The 23,377-nt window shown below is 58.4% G+C and carries 20 protein-coding genes and 1 riboswitch; of the genes, 13 read left to right on the top strand and 7 right to left on the bottom strand.

Translation table 11 applies throughout. From position 1 onward, the window contains the following. Positions 1–14: 14 nt before the first annotated feature. Positions 15–635 carry a TIGR04211 family SH3 domain-containing protein gene (locus tag GXP72_RS19415; RefSeq protein ID WP_024906484.1) on the bottom strand — a complete coding sequence of 207 codons (621 nt, stop codon included), beginning with the start codon at positions 633–635 and terminating at the stop codon, positions 15–17. Positions 636–864: 229 nt separating this feature from the next. Between GXP72_RS19415 and GXP72_RS19410 the strand changes: the two genes are divergently transcribed. Genes GXP72_RS19410 through hldE form a run of 3 tightly spaced genes read left to right on the top strand, consistent with a single transcriptional unit; the run spans position 865 to position 6,514 of the window. Then, positions 865–2,166 (top strand): inorganic triphosphatase, encoded by a 1,302-nt coding sequence (locus tag GXP72_RS19410; RefSeq protein ID WP_208763264.1) that lies wholly within the window; start codon positions 865–867, stop codon positions 2,164–2,166. 21 nt (positions 2,167–2,187) lie between these two features. After that, positions 2,188–5,043: a bifunctional [glutamate--ammonia ligase]-adenylyl-L-tyrosine phosphorylase/[glutamate--ammonia-ligase] adenylyltransferase gene (gene glnE / locus GXP72_RS19405; protein ID WP_208763263.1), complete on the top strand. Its 2,856-nt coding sequence runs from the start codon at positions 2,188–2,190 to the stop codon at positions 5,041–5,043. Between the two features lie 40 nt (positions 5,044–5,083). Then, positions 5,084–6,514 carry a bifunctional D-glycero-beta-D-manno-heptose-7-phosphate kinase/D-glycero-beta-D-manno-heptose 1-phosphate adenylyltransferase HldE gene (gene hldE / locus GXP72_RS19400; RefSeq protein WP_048990517.1) on the top strand — a complete coding sequence of 477 codons (1,431 nt, stop codon included), beginning with the start codon at positions 5,084–5,086 and terminating at the stop codon, positions 6,512–6,514. A gap of 79 nt (positions 6,515–6,593) precedes the next feature. Here the strand turns inward: hldE and ubiK are convergent, their stop codons facing one another. Then, the gene (gene ubiK, locus GXP72_RS19395; RefSeq protein ID WP_008502963.1) at positions 6,594–6,890 is read right to left on the bottom strand and encodes a ubiquinone biosynthesis accessory factor UbiK; all 297 of its coding nucleotides are present in this window, start codon (positions 6,888–6,890) and stop codon (positions 6,594–6,596) included. 119 nt (positions 6,891–7,009) lie between these two features. Next, a riboswitch (FMN riboswitch) is annotated at positions 7,010–7,160 on the top strand. A 106-nt stretch (positions 7,161–7,266) separates the two neighbouring features. Here ubiK and ribB point away from each other — a divergent pair. Next, positions 7,267–7,920, top strand: a complete 654-nt coding sequence (gene ribB / locus GXP72_RS19390; protein WP_010435670.1) for a 3,4-dihydroxy-2-butanone-4-phosphate synthase — start codon at positions 7,267–7,269, stop codon at positions 7,918–7,920. 32 nt (positions 7,921–7,952) lie between these two features. Here the strand turns inward: ribB and zupT are convergent, their stop codons facing one another. Next, positions 7,953–8,726, bottom strand: a complete 774-nt coding sequence (gene zupT / locus GXP72_RS19385; protein WP_024906487.1) for a zinc transporter ZupT — start codon at positions 8,724–8,726, stop codon at positions 7,953–7,955. A gap of 196 nt (positions 8,727–8,922) precedes the next feature. On the opposite strand from zupT, the gene ygiD reads away from it, so the two are divergent. Further along, positions 8,923–9,711 carry a 4,5-DOPA dioxygenase extradiol gene (gene ygiD / locus GXP72_RS19380; RefSeq protein WP_090418712.1) on the top strand — a complete coding sequence of 263 codons (789 nt, stop codon included), beginning with the start codon at positions 8,923–8,925 and terminating at the stop codon, positions 9,709–9,711. 93 nt (positions 9,712–9,804) lie between these two features. On the opposite strand, the gene GXP72_RS19375 is transcribed toward ygiD, so the two are convergent. From GXP72_RS19375 to tolC, 3 genes are all read right to left on the bottom strand, one after another. After that, a complete protein-coding gene (locus tag GXP72_RS19375) occupies positions 9,805–10,965 on the bottom strand; it encodes a glutathionylspermidine synthase family protein (protein WP_208763262.1) in 1,161 nt (386 codons plus the stop codon). A 2-nt stretch (positions 10,966–10,967) separates the two neighbouring features. Continuing rightward, positions 10,968–11,636 (bottom strand): DUF1190 family protein, encoded by a 669-nt coding sequence (locus GXP72_RS19370; RefSeq protein WP_024906490.1) that lies wholly within the window; start codon positions 11,634–11,636, stop codon positions 10,968–10,970. 194 nt (positions 11,637–11,830) lie between these two features. Continuing rightward, the gene (tolC, locus tag GXP72_RS19365) at positions 11,831–13,318 is read right to left on the bottom strand and encodes an outer membrane channel protein TolC (RefSeq protein WP_024906491.1); all 1,488 of its coding nucleotides are present in this window, start codon (positions 13,316–13,318) and stop codon (positions 11,831–11,833) included. Positions 13,319–13,522: 204 nt separating this feature from the next. On the opposite strand from tolC, the gene nudF reads away from it, so the two are divergent. Genes nudF through parE form a run of 5 tightly spaced genes read left to right on the top strand, consistent with a single transcriptional unit; the run spans position 13,523 to position 17,931 of the window. Then, positions 13,523–14,155 (top strand): ADP-ribose diphosphatase, encoded by a 633-nt coding sequence (gene nudF / locus GXP72_RS19360; RefSeq protein WP_024906492.1) that lies wholly within the window; start codon positions 13,523–13,525, stop codon positions 14,153–14,155. Next, positions 14,152–14,574, top strand: coding sequence for a DUF1249 family protein (locus tag GXP72_RS19355; RefSeq protein WP_014833293.1), 423 nt, complete (start codon positions 14,152–14,154; stop codon positions 14,572–14,574). Before nudF ends, GXP72_RS19355 begins: the two co-directional genes overlap by 4 nt. A 27-nt stretch (positions 14,575–14,601) precedes the next feature. Next, entirely contained in the window at positions 14,602–15,429 is an 828-nt protein-coding gene (cpdA, locus tag GXP72_RS19350) for a 3',5'-cyclic-AMP phosphodiesterase (protein ID WP_024906493.1), read from the top strand. Continuing rightward, positions 15,429–16,010, top strand: coding sequence for an esterase YqiA (yqiA, locus tag GXP72_RS19345; RefSeq protein WP_008502976.1), 582 nt, complete (start codon positions 15,429–15,431; stop codon positions 16,008–16,010). The genes cpdA and yqiA overlap by 1 nt, the downstream gene beginning before the upstream one ends. A 28-nt stretch (positions 16,011–16,038) precedes the next feature. Beyond that, positions 16,039–17,931 carry a DNA topoisomerase IV subunit B gene (gene parE, locus GXP72_RS19340; protein WP_032650257.1) on the top strand — a complete coding sequence of 631 codons (1,893 nt, stop codon included), beginning with the start codon at positions 16,039–16,041 and terminating at the stop codon, positions 17,929–17,931. Positions 17,932–18,014: 83 nt separating this feature from the next. Here the strand turns inward: parE and GXP72_RS19335 are convergent, their stop codons facing one another. Then, positions 18,015–20,156 (bottom strand): TonB-dependent siderophore receptor, encoded by a 2,142-nt coding sequence (locus GXP72_RS19335; protein WP_208763261.1) that lies wholly within the window; start codon positions 20,154–20,156, stop codon positions 18,015–18,017. 382 nt (positions 20,157–20,538) lie between these two features. Between GXP72_RS19335 and GXP72_RS19330 the strand changes: the two genes are divergently transcribed. The 3 genes from GXP72_RS19330 to GXP72_RS19320 are packed head-to-tail and all read left to right on the top strand — an operon-like array spanning position 20,539 to position 23,368. Beyond that, positions 20,539–21,351, top strand: a complete 813-nt coding sequence (locus GXP72_RS19330) for an ABC transporter ATP-binding protein (protein WP_061714608.1) — start codon at positions 20,539–20,541, stop codon at positions 21,349–21,351. Then, positions 21,348–22,331 (top strand): iron ABC transporter permease, encoded by a 984-nt coding sequence (locus GXP72_RS19325; RefSeq protein ID WP_208763260.1) that lies wholly within the window; start codon positions 21,348–21,350, stop codon positions 22,329–22,331. The genes GXP72_RS19330 and GXP72_RS19325 overlap by 4 nt, the downstream gene beginning before the upstream one ends. Next, positions 22,328–23,368, top strand: coding sequence for an iron ABC transporter permease (locus GXP72_RS19320; protein WP_208763259.1), 1,041 nt, complete (start codon positions 22,328–22,330; stop codon positions 23,366–23,368). Before GXP72_RS19325 ends, GXP72_RS19320 begins: the two co-directional genes overlap by 4 nt. The last annotated feature ends 9 nt before the right edge of the window (positions 23,369–23,377 follow it).

Here is a 23,377-nt window from a genome sequence, read left to right as displayed (position 1 = left end):
GCAGAGAAGACGAATTAGTTCATCCAGCGGTCTTTACGCTTACGGCTTGGGATCAGATGCGGCAGGACCAGACCCAGTACCAGACCCACGCCCAGCACGCCACCGCCATACATAAACCACTGCATGATAATGGTGCGCTGTTTGTCGTCGAGCTGCAGGTTGGCGGCATTCACTTTCTTCTGCGCGACAATCAGCTCGTTTTTCAGTTTCTGGTTCTCTTCTTTCAGGCCGTTAATCACACCGTCGCTTTGCGCCACTTTCTGCTGCATTTCAGCGGTGCGCTGGTTCCAGGTGCCGTCGATGTTGTTCAGCTTGTCGGTCAGGGTCTTCACCTGGTTTTCCAGATCCGGCACGCGCGTGCGCAGGCTTGGCACGGTGCTCAGCTCTTTCAGCGGGATCCAGGAAGTACGACCGGTACTGTCGCGAACCTGACCGTAGTTGGTGTCCGCATTGGTTTGTAACAGGGTGACTTCCTCGCCGGCATTTACCGTGCCCACGAGGCGATAATTATCTCCGGGGCCACTGCGTACCCAGGTGTTCAGTTCGTCAGAAACGTAACGCTTTTCTTCAGCGTGCACGGCGGTTGCGGCGCTAAAAGCGAGTAAAGTAAGTCCAATCAGGCGTAATTTAAGCATCATTAGTCGTTATTTTCATAAATAGTGGAACGATAGTAGTGGCAACAGTGTCTCTACGCAAAGCATTCGTCAGCAATCAGAATCATCTGTGTCACGACTCTACACATTTACGCCCGACAAATTGCTCATTGCATGGCAATTTGGCGCAAAATACTATGTACTGACAAACAAATGGCGAGGAAGTTCGCCCTCATTGACGCGTCTGTGACGCACGCAAAAGTACAAGGCTATGGCACAAGAAATCGAATTAAAGTTTATCGTCGAAAAAGACAGCGTTGACGCACTCCGCCAGCATCTGCATACGCTTTCCGGCGAACACCATGCACCGGTACAGCTGCTTAATATCTATTACGAAACGCCAGACAACTGGCTGCGCCGCCACGATATGGGGCTGCGTATCCGCGGCGCGGTCGGGCGCTACGAGATGACGATGAAAATTGCCGGTCGCGTGGTCGGCGGTTTACATCAGCGCCCGGAATACAATATCGACATCAGCAAGCCAGAACTTGAGCTGGAACGTTTCCCGGCGGAGGTCTGGCCGGAAGGCGAACTGCCTTCCACGCTGGCGGAACAGGTACAGCCGCTGTTCAGCACCGATTTCTGGCGCGAAAAATGGCTGGTGACGGAAGGCAAAAGCCGCATCGAAATCGCCCTCGATCTGGGGGACGTGAAGGCGGGTGAGTTCCATGAACCGATTTGCGAACTGGAGCTTGAGCTGCTGGAAGGTGACGCAAATGACGTGCTGAAGCTGGCGCGCAGGCTGGTAAACCAGTCCGGATTACGTCAGGGAAGCCTGAGTAAAGCCGCGCGAGGTTACCATCTGGCCGCCGGAAATGCGCCGCGCGTGCTGAAAGAGACGACCATTTTGCACGTTGCGCCGAAAGCCAGCGTTGAACAGGGTCTGGAAGCCGCGCTGGAGCTGGCGCTTTCTCAGTGGCAATACCATGAAGAGCTGTGGGTGCGGAATGTGAAAAACGCCAAATCCCACGTGCTGGCGGCGATTGCTCTGGTGCGCCATACCCTTGCGCTGTTCGGCGGTATTGTTCCTCGCAAAGCGAGCGCTCACTTACGTGACCTGCTGACGCAGACCGAAACGCTGATGCTCTCCGATGTCTCGGCGCAAACGGCGATCTACAGCCCGCAAACCGCCACGGCAAAACTGGCGCTGACCGAGTTTCTGGTGACGCGCGGCTGGCGCGCCTTCCTGGATGCGAAAGCAGAGGCCAAAATCGCGGAAAACTTTAAGCGTTTCGCGGATATTCATCTTTCCCGTCATGCCGCTGAACTGAAGAGCACCTTTGCCTATCCGCTCGGCGATAAGTATGGCGATCAGCTTCCCCGTCTGTCGCGCAACATCGACAGCATGCTGCTCCTTTCCGGTGCCTACGACGGGCCACAGGCGCAGGCGTGGCTGGAAAACTGGCAGGGGCTGAAGCATGCCATCGAAACCCGCCAGCATATTGAGATTGAGCATTTCCGTAACGAGGCCATTTCGCAGGAGCCGTTCTGGCTGCACAGCGGAAAACGTTAACTCTGGCAAGGAACCCCTAAAATGCCGCTTTCTTCACCGTTACAGCAGCAGTGGCAGACCGTGTGCGAACGTCTGCCTGAGTCATTACCGGCGTCATCGTTAAGCGAGCAGGCGAAAAGCGTGCTCGCCTTCAGTGATTTTGTGCAGGAAAGCATCACCGCCTACCCGGACTGGCTGATGGAGCTTGAGAACGCACCGCCGCAGGCGGACGAGTGGCGGCACTATGCCGGCTGGCTGCATGCCGCACTCGAAGACGTAGCGGATGAGACGACGCTGATGCGCGTCCTGCGTCAGTTCCGCCGTCGGGTGATGGTGCGCATTGCCTGGGCTCAGGCGCTGGAGCTGGTGAGCGAAGAGAGTACGCTGCAGCAGCTAAGCGAGCTGGCGCAAACGCTGATTGTCGCCGCGCGCGACTGGCTCTACGCCGCCTGCTGTAAAGAGTGGGGCACGCCGTGCAGCGAGGAAGGGGTTCCTCAGCCGCTGTTGATTCTGGGGATGGGCAAGCTGGGCGGCTGCGAGCTGAACTTCTCCTCCGATATCGACCTGATTTTTGCCTGGCCTGAGAACGGCTCCACGCGCGGCGGCCGTCGCGAGCTGGACAACGCCCAGTTCTTTACCCGTCTCGGTCAGCGTCTGATTAAGGCGCTGGATCAGCCCACGCAGGACGGTTTTGTTTACCGTGTGGACATGCGCCTGCGTCCGTTTGGCGACAGCGGCCCGCTGGTGCTGAGCTTTGCCGCGCTGGAAGATTATTACCAGGAGCAGGGGCGCGACTGGGAGCGTTATGCGATGGTTAAAGCGCGGATCATGGGCGACAGCGACGACGCCTACGCCAACGAGCTGCGCGCCATGCTGCGCCCGTTCGTGTTCCGTCGCTATATCGACTTCAGCGTCATCCAGTCCCTGCGCAATATGAAAGGGATGATCGCCCGTGAGGTTCGCCGTCGTGGGCTGAAGGACAACATCAAGCTTGGCGCGGGCGGCATTCGCGAAATCGAATTTATCGTCCAGGTCTTCCAGCTGATTCGCGGCGGGCGTGAGCCGTCGTTACAGTCCCGTTCACTGCTACCGACGCTGAGCGCCATCGAGCAGCTGCACCTGCTGCCGGACGGCGACGCGCAAACCTTGCGCGAGGCCTATCTGTTCCTGCGTCGTCTGGAAAACCTGCTGCAAAGCATCAACGACGAACAGACCCAGACCCTGCCGGGGGATGACCTTAACCGGGCGCGTCTGGCCTGGGGGATGCGCGTGGACGACTGGTCAACGCTGACCGAACGGCTCGATGCCCATATGGCAGGCGTGCGCCGCATCTTTAACGAACTGATCGGTGATGACGAAAGCGAATCGCAGGACGATGCGCTCTCCGAGCACTGGCGCGAGCTGTGGCAGGATGCGCTCCAGGAAGATGACACCACGCCGGTGCTGACGCACTTAACCGACGACGCGCGCCATCGCGTGGTGGCGCTGATCGCCGATTTCCGTCTTGAGCTGAACAAACGCGCCATCGGCCCGCGCGGCCGTCAGGTGCTGGATCACCTGATGCCGCACCTGCTGAGCGAGGTCTGCTCGCGGGCGGATGCGCCGGTGCCGCTGTCGCGCATGATGCCGTTGCTGAGCGGGATCATCACGCGTACCACGTACCTTGAGCTTTTGAGCGAGTTTCCGGGGGCGCTGAAGCATCTGATTACGCTCTGCGCCGCCTCGCCGATGGTGGCCAACAAGCTGGCGCGCTATCCGCTTCTGCTGGATGAACTGCTCGACCCGAACACCCTGTATCAACCCACGGCGACGGATGCCTACCGGGACGAGCTGCGTCAGTATCTGCTGCGCGTGCCGGAAGAAGACGAAGAGCAGCAGCTGGAGGCGCTGCGCCAGTTTAAGCAGGCCCAGATGCTGCGCGTGGCGGCGGCAGACATCGCCGGAACGCTGCCGGTGATGAAAGTGAGCGATCACTTAACCTGGCTCGCGGAGGCGATCATCGACGCGGTAGTGCAGCAGGCGTGGGTGCAGATGGTGGCCCGCTACGGCCAGCCGAAGCACCTTGCTGACCGTGAGGGGCGAGGGTTTGCCGTGGTCGGTTACGGCAAGCTTGGCGGCTGGGAGCTGGGATACAGCTCCGATCTGGATTTAATCTTCCTGCACGACTGCCCGGTTGACGTGATGACCGACGGCGAGCGCGAGATTGACGGGCGTCAGTTCTACCTGCGCCTGGCGCAGCGCATCATGCACCTGTTCAGCACCCGCACCTCGTCGGGCATTTTGTATGAAGTCGATGCGCGCCTGCGTCCGTCCGGCGCGGCGGGCATGCTGGTGACCTCAACGGAATCCTTCGCCGATTACCAGAAGAATGAAGCCTGGACGTGGGAGCATCAGGCGCTGGTGCGCGCCCGCGTGGTGTATGGCGATCCGCAGCTCAAAACGCAGTTCGATGCCATCCGTAAGGACGTCATGACCACCTCACGCGAGGGCAGTACGCTGCAGACCGAAGTGCGCGAGATGCGCGAGAAAATGCGCGCGCATCTCGGCAATAAACACCGCGATCGTTTTGATATCAAAGCCGACGAGGGCGGGATCACCGATATTGAGTTCATTACCCAGTATCTGGTGCTGCTCCACGCCCACGACAAGCCGAAGCTGACCCGCTGGTCTGATAACGTGCGCATTCTGGAACTGCTGGCGCAAAACGACATCATGCACGAACAGGAGGCGCAGGCCTTAACCCGCGCCTACACGACGCTGCGCGACGAGCTTCATCACCTGGCGCTGCAGGAGGAACCGGGGCACGTGGCGCTGGACTGTTTCACTGCTGAACGCGCTCAGGTAACGGCCAGCTGGCAGAAGTGGCTGGTGGAACCGTGCGTAACAAATCAAGTGTGATATTATCGCGCGCAAATTGTGAATCTTTCTGGAGTCAGGAATGAAAGTAACACTGCCAGAGTTTGAACGTGCTGGGGTAATGGTTGTTGGGGATGTGATGCTGGATCGCTACTGGTATGGACCGACCAGCCGCATCTCTCCGGAAGCACCGGTACCGGTGGTAAAGGTCGACACCATTGAAGAGCGTCCCGGCGGCGCGGCAAACGTGGCGATGAACATTGCCTCTCTGGGCGCGCACTCGCGTCTGGTGGGCTTGACCGGCATCGACGATGCGGCGCGCGCGCTGAGTAAGTCGCTGGCGGACGTGAACGTGAAGTGCGACTTCGTTTCGGTTCCGACCCACCCGACCATCACCAAGCTGCGCGTGCTGTCTCGCAACCAGCAGCTGATCCGCCTCGACTTTGAAGAAGGGTTCGAAGGCGTTGATCCCGAGCCGCTGCACGAGCGCATTAACCAGGCGCTGGGCAATATCGGCGCGCTGGTGCTGTCCGACTACGCGAAAGGCGCGCTGGCGAGCGTGCAGACGATGATCCAGCTGGCGCGTAAAGCCAGCGTGCCGGTGCTGATCGACCCGAAAGGCACCGACTTTGAGCGCTATCGCGGCGCGACGCTGCTGACGCCAAACCTCTCCGAGTTTGAGGCGGTGGCGGGCAAGTGCAAAACCGAGGAAGAGCTGGTTGAGCGCGGCATGAAGATCATTGCTGACTTTGAGCTGTCCGCGCTGCTGGTGACCCGCTCCGAGCAGGGGATGACGCTGTTGCAGCCGGGCAAGGCGCCGCTGCATATGCCAACCCAGGCGCAGGAAGTGTACGATGTGACCGGTGCCGGTGATACGGTGATCGGCGTGCTGGCGGCGACGCTGGCCGCAGGAAACTCCCTGGAAGAGGCGTGCTACTTCGCTAACGCCGCGGCGGGTGTGGTCGTTGGTAAGCTCGGTACCTCAACCGTTTCCCCAATCGAGCTGGAAAACGCGGTGCGCGGCCGTGCGGACACCGGTTTTGGCGTCATGACCGAAGACGAGCTTAAAGTGGCCGTCGCCTCCGCGCGCAAGCGCGGTGAGAAAGTGGTGATGACCAACGGCGTGTTTGACATCCTGCACGCGGGTCACGTCTCCTATCTGGCGAATGCGCGCAAGCTGGGCGATCGCCTGATTGTGGCGGTCAACAGCGATGCGTCGACGAAACGCCTGAAGGGTGAAACGCGTCCGGTGAACCCGCTTGAGCAGCGGATGATCGTGCTCGGCGCGCTGGAAGCGGTGGACTGGGTGGTGTCGTTTGAAGAAGACACGCCGCAGCGCCTGATTGCCGGTATTCTGCCGGACCTGCTGGTGAAAGGCGGGGATTACAAGCCGGAGCAAATCGCGGGCAGCGAAGAGGTCTGGGCCAACGGCGGCGAGGTGATGGTGCTCAACTTTGAGGACGGGTGTTCCACCACCAACATCATCAGGAAGATCCAGAAAGACAGTCAGTAAAAAAAACGGGCCAGTTGGCCCGTTTTTTTTTCACCCTCTCCCTGTGGGAGAGGGCTGGGGTGAGGGCATCAGGCCGCACTTACTCCTGGTTATCCACCGGCGGAATAGCCGGTGCCGGTTTCACTTCTTCCGGCGCATTGCGGTTTTCCAGCTCGGTCAGACGCTGTTCCAGCAGCGCCAGCTTCTCGCGGGTGCGCAGCAGAACCTGGGTCTGCACGTCAAATTCTTCACGGCTGACTAAATCAAGGCGAACCAACTGCGCCTGCAGCGTCTGGCGGATTTTCTTCTCAACGTCATCACCAAATTCACGAATGCCTTTTGGCATAGATTCATGAACCTGACGCGCGATCTGCTCAATTTTTTTCGGGTCAATCATTGTCGTTTCCCTTGATGGAAAGGTGTTAGTGTCCATTGTAGCGCGTCATGCCCGGGGTAAACAAAATTGTTTGATGCTTATGCATTGCCCAGGATAATCAATAGCGTTATAGTTATCTCGCTTATTCTCAGGGCGGGGCGAAATTCCCCACCGGCGGTAAATCAGCGTGACGCTGAAAGCCCGCGAGCGCTTTGGGTTAATTCTCAAAGGTCAGCAGATCCGGTGTAATTCCGGGGCCGACGGTTAGAGTCCGGATGGGAGAGAGTAACGATCCAGTCGGGCATGGGCCCGCTCACGTTATCTTTTTGCCGCTTATACGGCGCTCCTAAGACTGCCCTGATTCTGGTAACCATAATGTTAATGAGGTTTTTTTACCATGAATCAGACGCTACTTTCCTCTTTTGGCACTTCAACTCAACGTGTTGAACATGCACTGGATGCACTGCGCGAAGGCCGCGGTGTGATGGTGCTTGACGATGAAAACCGTGAAAACGAAGGCGACATGATTTTCGCCGCCGAAAACATGACCGTTGAACAGATGGCGCTGACCATCCGTCACGGCAGCGGCATCGTATGCCTGTGTATTACCGAAGATCGTCGTAAGCAGCTCGAGCTGCCGATGATGGTCGAAAACAACACCAGCGCCTTTGGTACCGGTTTTACCGTGACTATTGAAGCGGCGCATGGCGTGACCACCGGTGTGTCTGCGGCTGACCGTCTGACCACCGTACGTGCCGCGATTGCTGATGGTGCGAAGCCATCCGATCTGCATCGTCCAGGCCACGTCTTCCCACTGCGCGCGCAGGCGGGCGGCGTCCTGACCCGCGGCGGTCACACCGAAGCGACCATCGACCTGGTGACGCTGGCGGGCTTCAAACCTGCGGGCGTGCTGTGTGAACTGACCAACGATGACGGCACCATGGCGCGCGCGCCGGAGTGCATCACCTTTGCGCGTCTGCACAACATGCCGGTGGTCACGATTGAAGATCTGGTGGAGTATCGCCAGGCGCACGAGCGCAAAGCCAGCTGATAATAAAAACGCCGGGATATCCCGGCGTTTTTTTACCCGATTCCTGCGGTCTGCAGCAGAACCAGGCTTAATCCCATCACCGACATTCCGCACAGCACGCCATAGCTGGGGTTGTTGTTAGGATCTATCTCCTTCGCCAGCGGCATCAGTTCATCCACCGAAAGTGCAACCATGATCCCGGCTACCGCTGCCATAATCGCCGCCATCACTACCGGGGAGACCAGGCTACCAAGGATCAGCCAGGCCAGCACGCCGCCAAGGATTTCGGCCATCCCGGAAATACCTGCCCAGAACACTGCGGTGCGTTTCGAGCCCGTGGCGGCGTAGACCGGACCGGCGACGGCCAGTCCTTCAGGAATATTGTGTAAGGCGACCGCCAGCGCGATGCCAAAGCCCATTTCCAGATTGCTGCTGGCCGTCACGTAGGTGGCGACCCCTTCCGGGAAGTTATGCAGGCTGATGCCCAGCGTCAGCAGAACCGCCGTTCGCTTAATATTCCGCGGCATGGGCGTTACGTTTTTCTGCATTAAATCCTGCGGATGCGCGTGCGGCAGCATCCGGTCGAGGGCAAAGTACCCCAGCAGGCCAAAAACAAACATGCCGTAACCCAGCAGCGGAGACATGCCTTCTGTGCCCAGCGCGGCAGGCAGCATCTCCATCAGGGAGATGAGCAGCATGATCCCGGCAGCAAAGCCCAGCGAGAAGGCCAGCACGCGGTTAGAGGGCTTTTGACCAAGTACGCCGAGGATCGCACCGATAAAGGTCGCAGCGCCCGCGAGTATGGTCAGGATCAAGGGGACTGACATGCATAACTCCTTGTGATAATGATTCTCATTAATATAAATGATTCATTTCTGGCAAAGCGAGGGGCGAACCACGGCTTTACACATTCCTTACATTCAAATTTCCTGATGATGATCTTCACGCTTATCTGCGTTCATCTTTGCCGGATTGCGCGTAATGTAGCACCATTAAATTGACACCTTCTGTAAGGATATCACCATGACTTCTTCCCGTATGCCAGCCCTGTTTTTAGGTCACGGCAGCCCTATGAACGTTCTGGAAGACAACGTCTATACCCGCGCATGGCGTAGCCTGGGCGAGACGTTGCCGCGTCCAAAAGCGATTGTGGTGGTATCCGCGCACTGGTTCACCCGTGGAACGGGCGTGACCGCCATGGAAGCGCCAAAGACCATTCATGATTTTGGCGGCTTCCCGCAGGCGCTGTATGACACGCACTATCCAGCCCCCGGCTCGCCTGAGCTGGCACAAAGGCTGGTGGATCTGCTGGCGCCTGTCCCTGTAACGCTGGATAAAGAAGCCTGGGGTTTTGACCACGGCTCGTGGGGCGTGCTGATTAAAATGTATCCTGATGCGGATATCCCGATGGTGCAGCTGAGCATCGACAGCACCAAACCGGCCGCCTGGCATCTGGAGATGGGCCGCAAGCTGGCAACGCTTCGTGATGAAGGCATCATGCTGGTGGCAAGCGGCAACGTGGTGCACAACCTTCGTACGGCGCGCTGGCACGGTGAAAACACGCCATATCCATGGGCGACCGCTTTTAACGACTACGTTAAAGCGAACCTGACCTGGCAGGGTTCGGCTGAGGAGCATCCGCTGGTGAACTATCTGGATCATGAGGGCGGTTCGCTCTCTAACCCGACGCCGGAACACTTCCTGCCGCTGCTGTACGTGCTTGGCGCGTGGGATGGTCAGGAGCCGGTTACGATCCCGGTCGACGGGATTGAGATGGGGAGTCTGAGTATGCTGTCGGTGCAGGTGGGGTAATAAAAGCAAAACGGCAACTTCAGGTTGCCGTTTTTAGTGTGTGCACCCTCTCCCTGTGGGAGAGGGCTGGGGTGAGGGCATCAGGCCGCAGTCTTACTCCACAAAAATATGCGGATAGAACCGCGACAGATCCTGCGTGATCAGCGCGCGATCTTCGCGAATGCCAATTCCGGCCGGTTGATCGTTGATGAGCCAGCTGCCAATCAGCGTATAGCTGTCGCCAAACTTCGGCAGCGGATAGAATTCCTGGACGATCATCCCTTCTTCGCCGTACGGCCCTTCAACCGCTTCCAGCGTCTTACCGTTTTCGATAATCGACACGTTCGCGCCTTCGCGGGAGAAGATCGGCTTAACGACGTATTTCTCCATTTGCGGGTAATTATCTTCCGCAAAATACGCGGGCAGCAGGTTCGGATGGTTCGGGAACATCTCCCAGAGCATCGGCAGCAGGGCTTTGTTAGAGATAATGCTCTTCCAGGCCGGTTCCAGCCAGCGCACGCCAGCATCTTCCAGCTTGGTGGAGAACATCTCGCGCAGCATATACTCCCACGGGTAGAGCTTGAACAGGTTGCTGATCACCTGGTCCTGCGTATCCGTAAACTGACCTTTTTCACCCAGGCCGATATCCTCGATATAGAGGAACTCGGTCGCCACCTCCGCTTCGGCAGCGCAGTCCTGCAGATACTGAACCGTGCCACGGTCTTCTTCCGTGTCGCGGCAGCAGGCAAGATGCAGCAGGTTGAAGCCAAACTGCTCGCGCAGCTCGGCGAAGCGCTCGATCAGCTTCTCCTGCAGGCTGTTGAACTGGTCGCTGCCTTCCGGCAGGTTTCCGGCATTGGCCTGGTCTTCCAGCCAGATCCACTGGAAGAACGCCGCTTCGTACAGGGACGTTGGGGTATCGGCGTTGTTTTCCAGCAGCTTAGGCTCGCCTTTGCCGTCCCATGCCAGATCCAGGCGAGAGTAAAGCGAAGGCTGATTCGTTTTCCACGACTGGCGGACAAAGCTCCAGGTGTGCTTCGGAATGCGGAACTTTGCCATCAGCTCGTCGCTGTCGATGACCTTTTCCACGACCTTCAGGCACATCTGATGCAGCTCGGCCGTCACCTCTTCCAGCTTCTCAACCTGGGCCAGCGTGAGCTTGTAGTAAGCGTCTTCACACCAGTACGGCTCGCCGTACATGGTGTGGAAGTTAAAGCCGTACTCGGTGGCTTTCTCGCGCCAGTCCGGGCGTTCGGTGATACTGACTCGTTCCATGATCAGCCGCCCATTGAGCGAGTAGAGGAGGTGCCTGTCGCACTGCGCTGCATGCTGGTCTGCTTCGCCACCGATTCACCAAACCCGCCGCGGGTGATGGTGCTGGTCGTCGCAGGTTTCGGCGCCATTGCCGTTTTCGGTACCGTCACGGTGCGGCCAGGCGTCGCTGCGCCGTAGCCTTTACCGCTGGCATCGGTATATTGACCGTAAGCCGGACTGGCCGGGTTTTTCGAGCTAAACAGCGGCTGCTGCTGGTAGCCTGCACCGCCGCCCATCAGGCGACCCATCATGTAGCCTGCCATCAGCGGCATCCAGAAGCTGCCGCTGGACTGCGCCTGCGCCTGATTTTCAGGTGCGGTGCTGGCCTGGGCCGGTGCCTGCTGGCACTGACCTTCACCGAATTCCGCCACGCAGTCTTCGCGTGAGGCATATTTCGGCGCGGTACGTTCTGCTTCTTTCAGCGCGCTCGTATAAGCCGTTTTACACTCGGCGGCTTTGCCGGTTGCGGCAGAGCAGTCGTCTGCGTTTTGATACAGCGAAACCGTTTCGTCATTTTTCTCACAGCCTGCCAGCATAAAGACAGCCGTGACCGCCAGCGCAACAGGGGTGAGGTGACGCGCGTTCCAGCTCTTGCGGAACGAAGCGTGATTTATAGATTTTGTCCGTTTCATCTTTGTCTTCCAGGACCCAGTGGTAATAACGCTCAGGATAGAGGATGAGTGGTTGAAAATGAAGCGAAGAGGGGCGGAATCAGGGGGATCTTTACGTTGGCTTACGTTCGGATGTGATTTTGCGCCGGGTGGCGCTGCGCTTACCCGGCCTACGATTCAGTAGGCCCGATAAGCGAAGCGCCATCTGGCAATGCTTAATTACGGAACGGATTATTGCCCTTGCTGGCAGGCGCTGTGGTGCGTGCGGCAGCGGGCTGTGCAGCAGGGGTGTTGCTGTTAGCGTTGAAGTTATCAACCGCGGCAACCTGATCAGGATTCTCTGGTGCAACGCTCTCCGGAGAGGTGGAGACCGGCTTGCCCAGTGCGCTGTTCAGCATCTGCAGGTCTTGCTCGTTCAGCGTACCCAGAGCCTGCTTAATGTTCAGCTGGTTAATCAGGTACTGATAACGCGCGCTGGAGAGCTGCTGTTTCGCGTTGTACAGCGTGGTGGTCGCATCGAGCACGTCAACGATAGTACGTGTACCGACCGAGTAACCCGCTTCCATCGCGTCCAGAGAGCTCTGTGCAGACACAACGGCCTGTTTATAGGCGTTGATGCTGCTGATTGAGGCGTTCACGTTGTTGAAGGATGAACGTACGGTCTGCACCACGTTACGATGCGCGCTTTCCAGCTGCTCGCTCGCGCCAACAAAGTTGTACTGCGCCTGTTTCACCTGAGAGTTGACCTGACCGCCCTGGTACAGCGGCAGAGAGAAGCTCAGGCCCACCTTGTTCTGGCCCATATTGCTGTCATTATAACCCTGCGAATTGGCACCATTCGTTTTAGAACCACTGTAGGTGGTGTCAGAGATGCCGGTAGAGGCGCTCAGGCTCAGGGTTGGCAGATGACCGTCCTGCGCCTGACGAATTTGCTCGCGGGCCAGGTCCTGGCTCAGACGCGCCTGCAGCAACGTCAGGTTGCGGTTTTCCGCCTCTTTCAGCAGGGCGTTAACGGCCTGCGGCTTATCCGTTTTGAAGCTGTCGACGTTCAGAGACGCCAGCTCAGGATAATAATTCCCGGTGACCTGACGCAGGGATTCCAGCGCGTTATCGAGGTTGTTACGCGCGGTCACTTCGTTGGCCAGCACGGTGTCGTACTGTGAACGGGCGTTCTGCACGTCGGTGATCGCCACCAGGCCCACGTTGAAGCGCTGGGTAGTTTGATCTAACTGGCGGTAAATCGCCTGTTTCTGCGCTTCGGTGTAGGAGAGTGCGTCAATCGCGCTCAGCACGTTGAAGTACGCCGTGGCCGTGTTCAGGATCAGCGTCTGCTGGTCGGTCTGATAGGTCACATCCTGGATGCCTGCGCTTTTTTCCTGCAGGGTCAGGGCACGCCATTTGGACATATCAAACAGCGTCTGTGTTAATTGCAGTGAGGCGCTGGTAGCATTGGAGTTTACGCCGTTAGCGTCGCGGAAACCGTTGCTGTAGGTATAATCTGCACCTAACCCTAACTGTGGCAGCAAGGGGCTACGCGCTTCGTTAATCTTTTCAAACGCAGCATCACGATCGGCCGCTGATTTACGTAAATCAGGGTTGCCCAGACGTGCCTGCTGGTAGACCTGTAACAGGTTTTCCGCCTGGCTCATTGCACTGAAGCCCGTCAGGCTCAGGCCGATAAGGATGGGGAGCAATTTCTTCATTTGCATTCCTTGTTGTGAAGCAGTATTAGCGCTGATCTAATTAAAAAATAATTGCCGATTCTAACAGAATCTTCCATACCAAAAGGTTGGCGTTACGTGCCATCTGGCGGTAATTTGCACCAATCTACCATATAGCCTTACAAACGGCAGCCAAACAGCCTTGAAATTCACAATTTCATCACCATTGCTACCAGGACTCGACTCATGCAAAAACCAGATAAGTTGCCCGTGACTTTCGCCAAAAACGATGTAGAAATTATTGCACGAGAAACGCTTTATAGCGGTTTTTTTTCAATGGATCTTTACCGTTTCAGGCATCGCCTGTTTAACGGGGAAATGAGCGGCGAAATCAGACGCGAAATTTTTGAGCGCGGGCATGCGGCAGTCTTGCTACCCTTTGACCCAGTGCGTGACGAAGTTGTGCTGGTGGAGCAGATCCGCATCGCCGCTTATGACGTCAGTGAGAGCCCGTGGCTGCTGGAGATGGTGGCCGGGATGATCGAAGAAGGCGAGTCGGTCGAGGACGTCGCCCGGCGCGAGGCGCTGGAAGAGGCGGGGCTGGTGGTCGGCCGCACAAAACCGGTGCTGAGCTATCTGGCAAGCCCGGGAGGCACCAGCGAACGCTTATCCATAATGGTGGGCGAAGTGGACGCCACGACCGCAGAAGGCATTCACGGTCTGGCTGATGAAAACGAAGATATTCGGGTTCATGTGGTAAGCCGGGAACAGGCTTACCAGTGGGTAGAAGAGGGGAAAATCGACAACGCAGCATCTGTCATCGCCCTGCAATGGCTACAGCTGCATTATCAGACATTACGAAACGAGTGGAAAAAATGAAGCGCTATACGCCTGACTTCCCAGAAATGATGCGCCTGTGCGAAACCAATTTCGCACAATTGCGCCGCCTGCTGCCGAAAAACGACGCACCCGGCGAAACGGTAAGCTATCAGGTGAGCAACGCGCAGTATCGATTAACGATAACAGAATCAACGCGCTACACTACGCTGGTGGAGATTGAGCAAACGGCACCCAGCATTAGCTACTGGAGCCTGCCGTCGATGACGGTACGTCTCTATCACGACGCGATGGTCGCTGAAGTGTGTTCAAGCCAGCAGATCTTTCGCTTCAAGGCGCGGTATGATTACCCGAATAAAAAGTTGCATCAACGCGACGAAAAGCATCAAATTAACCAGTTTTTAGCCGACTGGCTAAGATATTGTTTAGCACATGGAGCAATGGCGATTCCGGTTTGTTAGCGTCATAAACCTACCTAAGGACACCATTTGGAAAGCCTGTTGAACCTGACTGTTGCTGGTGGGGCGCCAGTCAGGATATTACAAATCACCGATACCCACCTTTTTGCCGAAAAGCATGAAACGCTGCTGGGGGTGAACACCTGGGAGAGTTATCAGGCGGTACTGAGCGCCATTCACGCTGAAAACCGTGCATGCGATCTGATTGTCGCAACGGGCGATCTGGCGCAGGACCAATCTTCCGCGGCCTACCAGCATTTTGCTGAAGGCATCGCGAGCTTTAGCGTGCCTTGCGTCTGGCTGCCAGGCAACCACGATTTCCAGCCCGCCATGTACAGTTCTCTTCAGGATGCGGGTATTTCTCCGGCGAAATGTGTTTTTGCGGGTGAACAGTGGCAGATCCTGCTGCTGGACAGTCAGGTGTTTGGCGTCCCGCACGGTGAATTAAGCGAGTTTCAGCTCGACTGGCTTGAGACCAAACTGGCTGCTGAACCTGAACGTCATACGCTGCTGTTGCTTCATCATCACCCTCTGCCGGCGGGCTGCAGCTGGCTCGATCAGCACAGCCTGCGCAACTCCGCGGCGCTGGATCGCGTGCTGGCGAAGTTCCCGCGGGTGAAAAATCTGCTGTGTGGGCATATTCACCAGGAACAGGATCTCGACTGGAACGGGCGCCGCATGCTGGCGACGCCGTCGACCTGCGTTCAGTTTAAGCCGCACTGCGCCAACTTTACGCTGGATACCATCGCGCCAGGCTGGCGCTGGCTGGAACTGCATGCCGACGGCACGCTGACCACGGAAGTCTGCCGTTTGACCGGTGCAAAATTCCGCCCGGATACCGCTTCAGAAGGCTATTGATGTCTACGCTCCTTTATCTGCACGGATTCAACAGCTCGCCACGCTCCGCAAAAGCGACACAGTTTCGCCAGTGGCTGAGCGAGCATCACCCCGACGTTGAGATGATTATCCCTCAGCTGCCGCCTTACCCGGCAGAGGCCGCGGAGATGCTGGAATCCATTGTGCTTGCGCACGGCGGCGAAACCTTTGGTGTGGTCGGTTCATCCCTGGGCGGGTATTACGCCACCTGGCTCTCGCAATGCTTTATGCTGCCCGCCGTTGTGGTTAATCCGGCGGTTCGGCCATTTGAGCTGCTGCGGGACTTTCTTGGCGAAAACGAGAACCCCTACACGGGCCAGCAATATGTGCTAGAGTCACGCCATATTTACGATCTCAAAGTTATGCAGGTCGACCCGCTCGAGGCGCCGGATCTCATCTGGCTGCTCCAGCAGACGGGAGATGAAGTGCTGGATTACCGCCAGGCAGTGGCGTATTACGCCTCCTGCCGCCAGACTATAGAAGAGGGCGGAAACCATGCTTTCACGGGCTTTGAGAATCATTTCACCCAGATTGTCGATTTTCTTGGACTGCACAGCCACTGACAATCAATGCGAATTGCTAGTTTAAATCATGACGCAAACCTATAACGCTGATGCCATTGAGGTCCTCACCGGGCTTGAGCCGGTTCGCCGCCGCCCGGGGATGTACACCGATACGACGCGCCCAAACCATCTGGGCCAGGAAGTTATTGATAACAGTGTGGACGAAGCGCTGGCGGGCCATGCCAAACGCGTTGACGTCATCCTGCACGCCGATCAGTCGCTGGAAGTCATTGACGACGGGCGCGGCATGCCGGTGGATATCCACCCGGAAGAGGGCGTCCCGGCCGTTGAGCTGATCCTCTGTCGTCTGCATGCGGGCGGCAAGTTCTCCAACAAAAACTACCAGTTCTCCGGCGGCCTGCACGGCGTGGGGATTTCCGTCGTCAACGCCCTATCAAAACGCGTGGAAGTAAACGTCCGTCGCGACGGTCAGGTGTACAACATCGCGTTTGAGAACGGCGAGAAGGTGCAGGATCTGCAGGTTGTCGGGACGTGCGGCAAACGCAACACCGGCACCAGCGTTCACTTCTGGCCTGACGAAAGCTTCTTCGACAGCCCGCGCTTTTCCGTTTCCCGCCTGACGCACCTGCTGAAAGCCAAAGCGGTGCTGTGTCCGGGCGTGGAAATCACGTTTAAGGACAACGTCAACAACACCGAGCAGACCTGGCGTTACGAAGATGGCCTTAATGACTATCTGTGCGAAGCGGTAAACGGCCTGCCGACGCTGCCGGAAAAACCGTTCGTCGGCAATTTCACCGGCGATACCGAAGCGGTGGACTGGGCGCTGCTGTGGCTACCGGAAGGCGGCGAGCTGCTGACCGAAAGCTACGTTAACCTGATCCCGACCATGCTGGGCGGTACCCACGTCAACGGCCTGCGTCAGGGGCTGCTGGACGCGATGCGCGAATTCTGCGAATACCGTAACATCCTGCCGCGCGGCGTGAAGCTGTCGGCGGAAGATATCTGGGATCGCTGTGCCTACGTGCTCTCCGTGAAGATGCAGGATCCGCAGTTTGCCGGTCAGACCAAAGAGCGCCTGTCGTCACGCCAGTGCGCGGCGTTCGTTTCCGGCGTGGTGAAAGATGCGTTTACCCTGTGGCTGAACCAGAACGTGCAGGCGGCAGAAATGCTGGCGGAAATGGCCATTTCCAGCGCCCAGCGTCGTCTGCGCGCCGCCAAGAAAGTGGTGCGTAAAAAGCTGACCAGCGGCCCTGCGCTGCCGGGCAAGCTGGCAGACTGTACCGCGCAGGATCTCAACCGTACCGAGCTGTTCCTCGTGGAAGGGGACTCGGCGGGTGGATCGGCCAAGCAGGCGCGCGATCGTGAATATCAGGCGATCATGCCGCTCAAGGGTAAGATCCTGAACACCTGGGAGGTCTCGTCTGATGAAGTGCTGGCCTCGCAGGAAGTCCACGATATCTCGGTGGCGATCGGCATCGATCCGGACAGCGACGATCTGAGCCAGCTGCGCTACGGCAAGATCTGTATCCTCGCGGATGCGGACTCCGATGGTCTGCACATCGCCACGCTGCTGTGCGCGCTGTTTGTGAAGCACTTCCGCACGCTGGTGAAAAACGGTCACGTCCACGTGGCGCTGCCGCCGCTCTACCGTATCGACCTCGGCAAAGAGGTTTACTACGCGCTGACGGAAGAAGAGAAAGCGGGCGTGCTGGAACAGCTGAAGCGTAAGAAGGGCAAGCCTAACGTGCAGCGCTTTAAAGGGCTGGGCGAGATGAACCCGATGCAGCTGCGCGAAACCACGCTGGATCCGAACACGCGCCGCCTGGTGCAGCTGACGATCAGCGACGAAGACGAACAGCAGACCAACGCTATGATGGATATGCTCCTTGCCAAGAAACGTTCGGAAGACCGACGTAACTGGCTACAGGAGAAAGGCGATATGGCGGATATTGAGGCCTGATGCCCTCACCCTAACCCTCTCCCACAGGGAGAGGGAATGGATCGTAGGCCCGGTAAGCGTTAGCGCCACCGGGCTTTTTTACGTCAAAACTCCATCTTCACCGTCAGCTGCACTTCGCGCGGGTCGCCAATCTGGTTACCCAGATTGTTGGTTGCGATAGATGAGGTGTAGTAAGTCTTATCAAACAGGTTCTTCACGTTCACCTGCAGCGTCACCGGATACTGCAGCTTCATCTTATACGCCGCAAACGCATCCGCCACGAAATAGCCCGGCAGATAGTAATCCGCACCGTTGGTTGCGGAACGACGACTCACGCCGTGCCCGCCGCCGCCCAGCGTCAGGGTATTCCCGGCAAACGCATTATGAATGTCGTAGGTCAGGAACAGGGAGCCGGTATGGCGCGGCACGTTCGGCAGCGGTTTTCCCGCATAGTCCGGGTCTTCCAGCACCTTCGCGTCGGTATAGCCATAGCTGGCGATGATATTGGTGTTCTCGGTCAGCGATCCGGCAAGATCCACCTCCACGCCCTGGGAGCGCACGCGGCCCGCCGTTTTGGCGATGGTTTCACCCCCCACGCTTTCGTTGTACAGCACGTTGCGTTTATGAATATCAAACAGCGCGATATTGGCGGTAACCCCGTCGAACAGGTCGAACTTTGCGCCCACTTCGTAAGCATTCGACGTTTCCGGCGGCAGGTCGCCGATGTAGCTCGCAATGGACGACTGCGGCATAAACGTCTGCGAGTAGTTGGCAAACAGCGAGACCGCTGGCGTGAGCTTATAGACCAGCCCCAGCTTCGGCGTCCACTGTTCGTCACGGCTGTCGGTGTTGACGTTGAACGGGCGGCCTTTGCCCGCGTACTGGGTGTAATACTGATAGCGCATCCCGGCGACGGCGATCCACTTATCGGTCAGGTACAGGGCATCCTGCGCGTACGCAGAGTAGCTTTCCTGCTTGAGCGTCTGGTCGCTGTCGGACGCCGACACGGTGGTGCATTTGCCGAGATTGCCATACGTCGGGTGATAGATATTGAAATCCTTCACGTTTTTACAGCGCATCATATCTGTGCGCAGCAGATCGTAATTCTCATACGACACGCCGGTCAGGATCTCATTGTAAAAGCCCGCAATATCGACATTCCCCTGCAGATCCGCACGGGTGCTGTGCATGCGCTGGGTCGAGCCCTGGGTCGCATCCACGCGGCGGGTCAGGTTGCCGGTTTTTGAATCGTAGGCCATCACGCGGGCCTGGTTATCGCTGTATTTGTCCTGGCTGTAGCTGTAGTCAAACTTCGCGGTCCACTGGCTGTTGAGGCGATATTCCGCGTTGAGCTGAGCGAGGTCGGACTGGCCGTCGGTGATGTTAAACGGCTCGTCAAAGCGGGTTTTGCGATCGACATCGACGGCCTTTTTAGTGTTGAGATCGAAGATCGTTCCGCGATCGAACGGCGTCTTATAGTCACGATGCGAATAGAGCACGGTCACGGTGGCATCGTCGCCAAACCAGGTGAGCGACGGAGCGATAAAGGTGCTGCGTTCGGTGCCGAAATTACGCCAGTAATCCTCGTCCTGATATTCGCCCGTGAGGCGATACGCCAGGCGCGTGCCGTCAATCGGGCCTGTCACATCGACCTGTCCGGTGCCGCCGCCAAAGCTGGAAGAGGTGGCAGAAATCGAGCCGCCGAAGGTTTTCTCCGGGCGTTTGGTGACGACGTTGATCAGGCCGCCCGGGTCGAGAATGCCGTACAGGGTCGAGGCCGGGCCTTTCAGCACCTCCACGCGCTCCGTTGCGGCATTGAAGCTGCGCGGCAGGACGGTGCGCAGACCGTTGGTCATGATTGACCCGTCGCGGTTCGCGCCAAACCCGCGGCGCACAAAGGCATCCTGCGTGCCGCCCAGGGTGTTGGTCTGCACCACGTTGCTGACGTTATAGAGCGCTTCGTCCAGCGTGGTGGCGTGCTGATCCTCCAGCACTTTATCGCTGACGGTATTCACCACCTGCGGGATATCCAGCATCGGCATGTTGGTTAACGTCGCGGTGGAGGTATTCAGCGGCTGGTAGCCGTTGGTGGCTTCCGCGGCAGTATTTGGATCGGCGGTGACGGTAAGCGTTTCGCCGTCTTTAGCCGCGGTGGTGTCTGCTGCCTGCACCAGCGGCGCCATAAACAGCAGTGAAAAGAGCGCGCGCCCTTTTACCCCAGAGAGTGAAGGTGTGAACGTAGCCATTACATCTGTTATCCCGAAATATACCGCGAATGCGTTCGCGGCAAACTGTGTGAGTCATTGCCCTTTACGGTCTGTCCGTTAGCCGGAAGTGGCATCGGACATGTAATTGAGAATCATTCAACCATGCGGGAATGTAGTAGTAAATGGAAAAAAGAAAAAATCGACTACAGCGTTTAAACGTGCGGATAAGCGCAGAGGGATGTTAATTAACTTATTGAAATTAATGTTTTTATAAACCTTAATGCGTTCATCTTTACTCTGGGTTACCCCTGATTTATTCAGGGTGTTTCTTCGCTTGACTACTACATGGCGCAGCGTCAAACTCTCAAAAGAGAATGAGTTTTATTTTTATTTGTTGGTTTTTCATTACGTTGGCGTTCACGTGGCTCACAACACACACAAACCGGGTCTGGTTCTGGAGAACCTCTCTGCGGGCTATCAGAAAAAAATCATCGTTGATGATATCTCCCTTGCCATCCCGCAGCAGAAAATGACGGTGCTGGTAGGGGCGAACGGCTGTGGGAAATCCACGCTGTTGAGCACTATCGCGCGGCTGCTGCAGCCGCTGGGGGGAACCGCGCTGCTGGACGGTAAAGCCATTCATGAGCAGCCCACCAAAGCGGTCGCCCGTCAGCTTGGCATTCTCCCGCAGTCTCCGCTGCTGCCGGAAGGGTTAACCGTTTTTGAACTGGTCTCGCGCGGGCGCTTTCCCTGGCAAAACGTTATGCGCCAGTGGAGCGACGAGGACGAACTGGCGGTGGAAGAGGCCCTGCGCCTGACCGGCACGGCAGAGTTTGCCCATATGCCGGTGGAAAGCTTGTCCGGCGGCCAGCGTCAGCGCTGCTGGATCGCCATGGCGCTGGCGCAGCAAACGCCGTATATCCTGCTTGACGAGCCGACGACGTATCTCGATCTCCGCTACCAGGTGGAGATCCTGGAGCTGCTGCACGCCCTGACCCGCCAGCACGGGCGTACGGTGGTGGTGGTGCTGCACGATCTCAACTTCGCCGTGAACTACGGCGATTCGCTGGTCTTTTTACGCCAGGGAAAAGTTGAGGGCGTATTGCATGAGGGCGATGCCTGCACGCCGGAGCTGATCAAAGCGGTGTTTGATGTGGACGTGCATATGTCCCTAAACCCGTTGACCGGCAAGCCGTTCTTTATGCCGTTTCGGCAGGGCGCTGTTCAACCATGATGCGCTCCTCTCTGGCCTTCCTGATTTTTACATTGCTGCTGGCGCTGGGCGCGATTGTGCATCTTGGCATCGGGGCGCGGTTTATTTCTCCCCGAACGGTGGTGGAGGCATTCTTCCATTTCGAACCGCGCAATTTCGACCATAACGTCATCATCAGACTACGACTGCTGCGCCTCTGCGCCGCGATGGTGACGGGCGCCGCGCTCGGCGTGGCGGGCGTGCTGCTGCAGTCCGTGATCCGCAACCCGCTCGGCGAGCCGCATATTCTGGGACTCAACGCCGGGGCTGCGCTGGCGGTGGTGATTACCAGCGCGCTTGGGCTGTCGCTGCCGTTTGGTCGCCCGCTGATTGCCGCCGCCGGTGCCGCCGCGCTGTTTCTGCTGGTGCTGATGTTTTCCTCGTCCGGTCGCACCGGACTTACTCCGATGAAGGTCACGCTGTGCGGCGTGGCGATGTCGGCGTTTGCCTCGTCGATTACCGCCGCGGTGTTAATCCTCGATGAACAGACGCTGCTCGCCATGCGCACCTGGCTGGCGGGTGATATCGCCGGAGTCAATGCGCAGACGCTCCAGAGCGCCCTGTGGGCGGCATCCGCCGGTTTTGTTCTCGCTATCGGGCTGTCGCCCTCGCTCAACATGCTGGCGCTGGGAGACCGGATGGCGCAGGGGCTTGGCGTGTCGCTGCTGAAAACCCGCCTGCTCGCCCTGCTGGCCATCGCGCTGCTCTGCGGCGCGGCCGTCTCTGTCGCCGGGCCGATTGGCTTTATCGGCCTTGTGGTGCCGCAGCTCATCCGCCGTCTGGTGTCGGTCGATTTGCGCGTGATGGTGCCGCTGTCGGCCCTGTGCGGCGCGCTGGCGTTGCTGCTGGCGGATATCGCTGCCCGCACGCTGTTTACCCCCTGGGAGCTGGCAACCGGCATCATGACGGCCCTGGTCGGCGCACCCGTGTTCATCTTTATGGCGTCGAGGATGTTCAAATGAACCGGGCCGGACTCCGCGCGATCCGCGTTGGCTACCTGTCGGCGCTGGTTCGTCCGAAGGCGCTGGCGTACCTGTCGCTTTTCGCGCTGGCGGCGCTAAGTCTGCTGGGCTTTGGCCTGACGCACGGTTCTCTACCCATTCCCGCCTCTGCCATCGGGCGCGCGCTTTTTTCGCCTGAAAGTCTGACGGCCGAGACGCGCTACGTCGTGATGGACATCCGCCTGCCGCGCCTGCTGATGGCGATACTGTGCGGCGCCATGCTCGGCATGGCAGGGGCGACAATGCAGTCCATCACCCGCAACGGTCTGGCTGACCCCGGGCTTATCGGCGTGAAGGAGGGCTGTAGCGCGGCGGTACTGCTGCTGATTTTTCAGTTCCCGGCGCTGGGCCTGGCCTGGCGTCCGCTGGTCGGCATGGCCGGCGGGCTGCTCACCGCGCTGCTGGTCATCGCCCTGGCGCGCGATATCTCGCGTCCGCGGTTCATCCTGATCGGTATCGGCGTGTCATGGGCGTTTGCCGCGGCAATGGGCGTCTTTATCACCACCGCCGACGTGCGCGACGTGCAGACGGCGATGCTGTGGCTGGCGGGAAGCCTGCACGCGGCCAACTGGACGCTGGTAGGGCTGGCCGCGCTCTGGACGGCTCCCGCGTTTGCGCTGCTGCTGTTTACCGCGCGGGCCGCGGACGTGGCGTTGCTTGGCAATCAGGCCGCCGCAGGTCTTGGCGTGCGCACAACCCGGCTGGCGCTGCTGCGGGTTCTCGCCCCGGTGGTGCTGACGGCGGCCTGCGTCTCCTGCGTGGGCAGTATTGGCTTCGTGGGGCTGATTGCTCCGCACATGGCGCGCCTGCTGCTGCGCGGTGGGCAAACCGCGCTCCTGACGGGAAGCGCCGTGCTGGGCGCGCTGCTGGTGCTGCTGGCGGATAACGTCGGACGTCTGGCATTCCTCCCGCTGCAGCTGCCGGCGGGGATTGTAATTTCATTGATTGGCGGACCGTTTTTCCTGCTGCTGCTCTGGCAGCGTCGGGACAGATTTTAGGGGACTATG

The sequence above is a fragment of the Enterobacter sp. SES19 genome, assembly GCF_011765665.1.
Classification (GTDB): domain Bacteria; phylum Pseudomonadota; class Gammaproteobacteria; order Enterobacterales; family Enterobacteriaceae; genus Enterobacter; species Enterobacter pseudoroggenkampii.
This window is presented reverse-complemented; position numbering and strand designations above follow the sequence as displayed.

Bases quoted from the DNA above. Each gene is read 5' to 3' on its own strand.
- GXP72_RS19415 (WP_024906484.1), bottom strand. From the start codon at position 635: ATGCTTAAATTACGCCTGATTGGACTTACTTTACTCGCTTTTAGCGCC.
- GXP72_RS19410 (WP_208763264.1), top strand. From the start codon at position 865: ATGGCACAAGAAATCGAATTAAAGTTTATCGTCGAAAAAGACAGCGTT.
- glnE (WP_208763263.1), top strand. From the start codon at position 2,188: ATGCCGCTTTCTTCACCGTTACAGCAGCAGTGGCAGACCGTGTGCGAA.
- hldE (WP_048990517.1), top strand. From the start codon at position 5,084: ATGAAAGTAACACTGCCAGAGTTTGAACGTGCTGGGGTAATGGTTGTT.
- ubiK (WP_008502963.1), bottom strand. From the start codon at position 6,890: ATGATTGACCCGAAAAAAATTGAGCAGATCGCGCGTCAGGTTCATGAA.
- ribB (WP_010435670.1), top strand. From the start codon at position 7,267: ATGAATCAGACGCTACTTTCCTCTTTTGGCACTTCAACTCAACGTGTT.
- zupT (WP_024906487.1), bottom strand. From the start codon at position 8,726: ATGTCAGTCCCCTTGATCCTGACCATACTCGCGGGCGCTGCGACCTTT.
- ygiD (WP_090418712.1), top strand. From the start codon at position 8,923: ATGACTTCTTCCCGTATGCCAGCCCTGTTTTTAGGTCACGGCAGCCCT.
- GXP72_RS19375 (WP_208763262.1), bottom strand. From the start codon at position 10,965: ATGGAACGAGTCAGTATCACCGAACGCCCGGACTGGCGCGAGAAAGCC.
- GXP72_RS19370 (WP_024906490.1), bottom strand. From the start codon at position 11,636: ATGAAACGGACAAAATCTATAAATCACGCTTCGTTCCGCAAGAGCTGG.
- tolC (WP_024906491.1), bottom strand. From the start codon at position 13,318: ATGAAGAAATTGCTCCCCATCCTTATCGGCCTGAGCCTGACGGGCTTC.
- nudF (WP_024906492.1), top strand. From the start codon at position 13,523: ATGCAAAAACCAGATAAGTTGCCCGTGACTTTCGCCAAAAACGATGTA.
- GXP72_RS19355 (WP_014833293.1), top strand. From the start codon at position 14,152: ATGAAGCGCTATACGCCTGACTTCCCAGAAATGATGCGCCTGTGCGAA.
- yqiA (WP_008502976.1), top strand. From the start codon at position 15,429: ATGTCTACGCTCCTTTATCTGCACGGATTCAACAGCTCGCCACGCTCC.
- parE (WP_032650257.1), top strand. From the start codon at position 16,039: ATGACGCAAACCTATAACGCTGATGCCATTGAGGTCCTCACCGGGCTT.
- GXP72_RS19335 (WP_208763261.1), bottom strand. From the start codon at position 20,156: ATGGCTACGTTCACACCTTCACTCTCTGGGGTAAAAGGGCGCGCGCTC.
- GXP72_RS19325 (WP_208763260.1), top strand. From the start codon at position 21,348: ATGATGCGCTCCTCTCTGGCCTTCCTGATTTTTACATTGCTGCTGGCG.
- GXP72_RS19320 (WP_208763259.1), top strand. From the start codon at position 22,328: ATGAACCGGGCCGGACTCCGCGCGATCCGCGTTGGCTACCTGTCGGCG.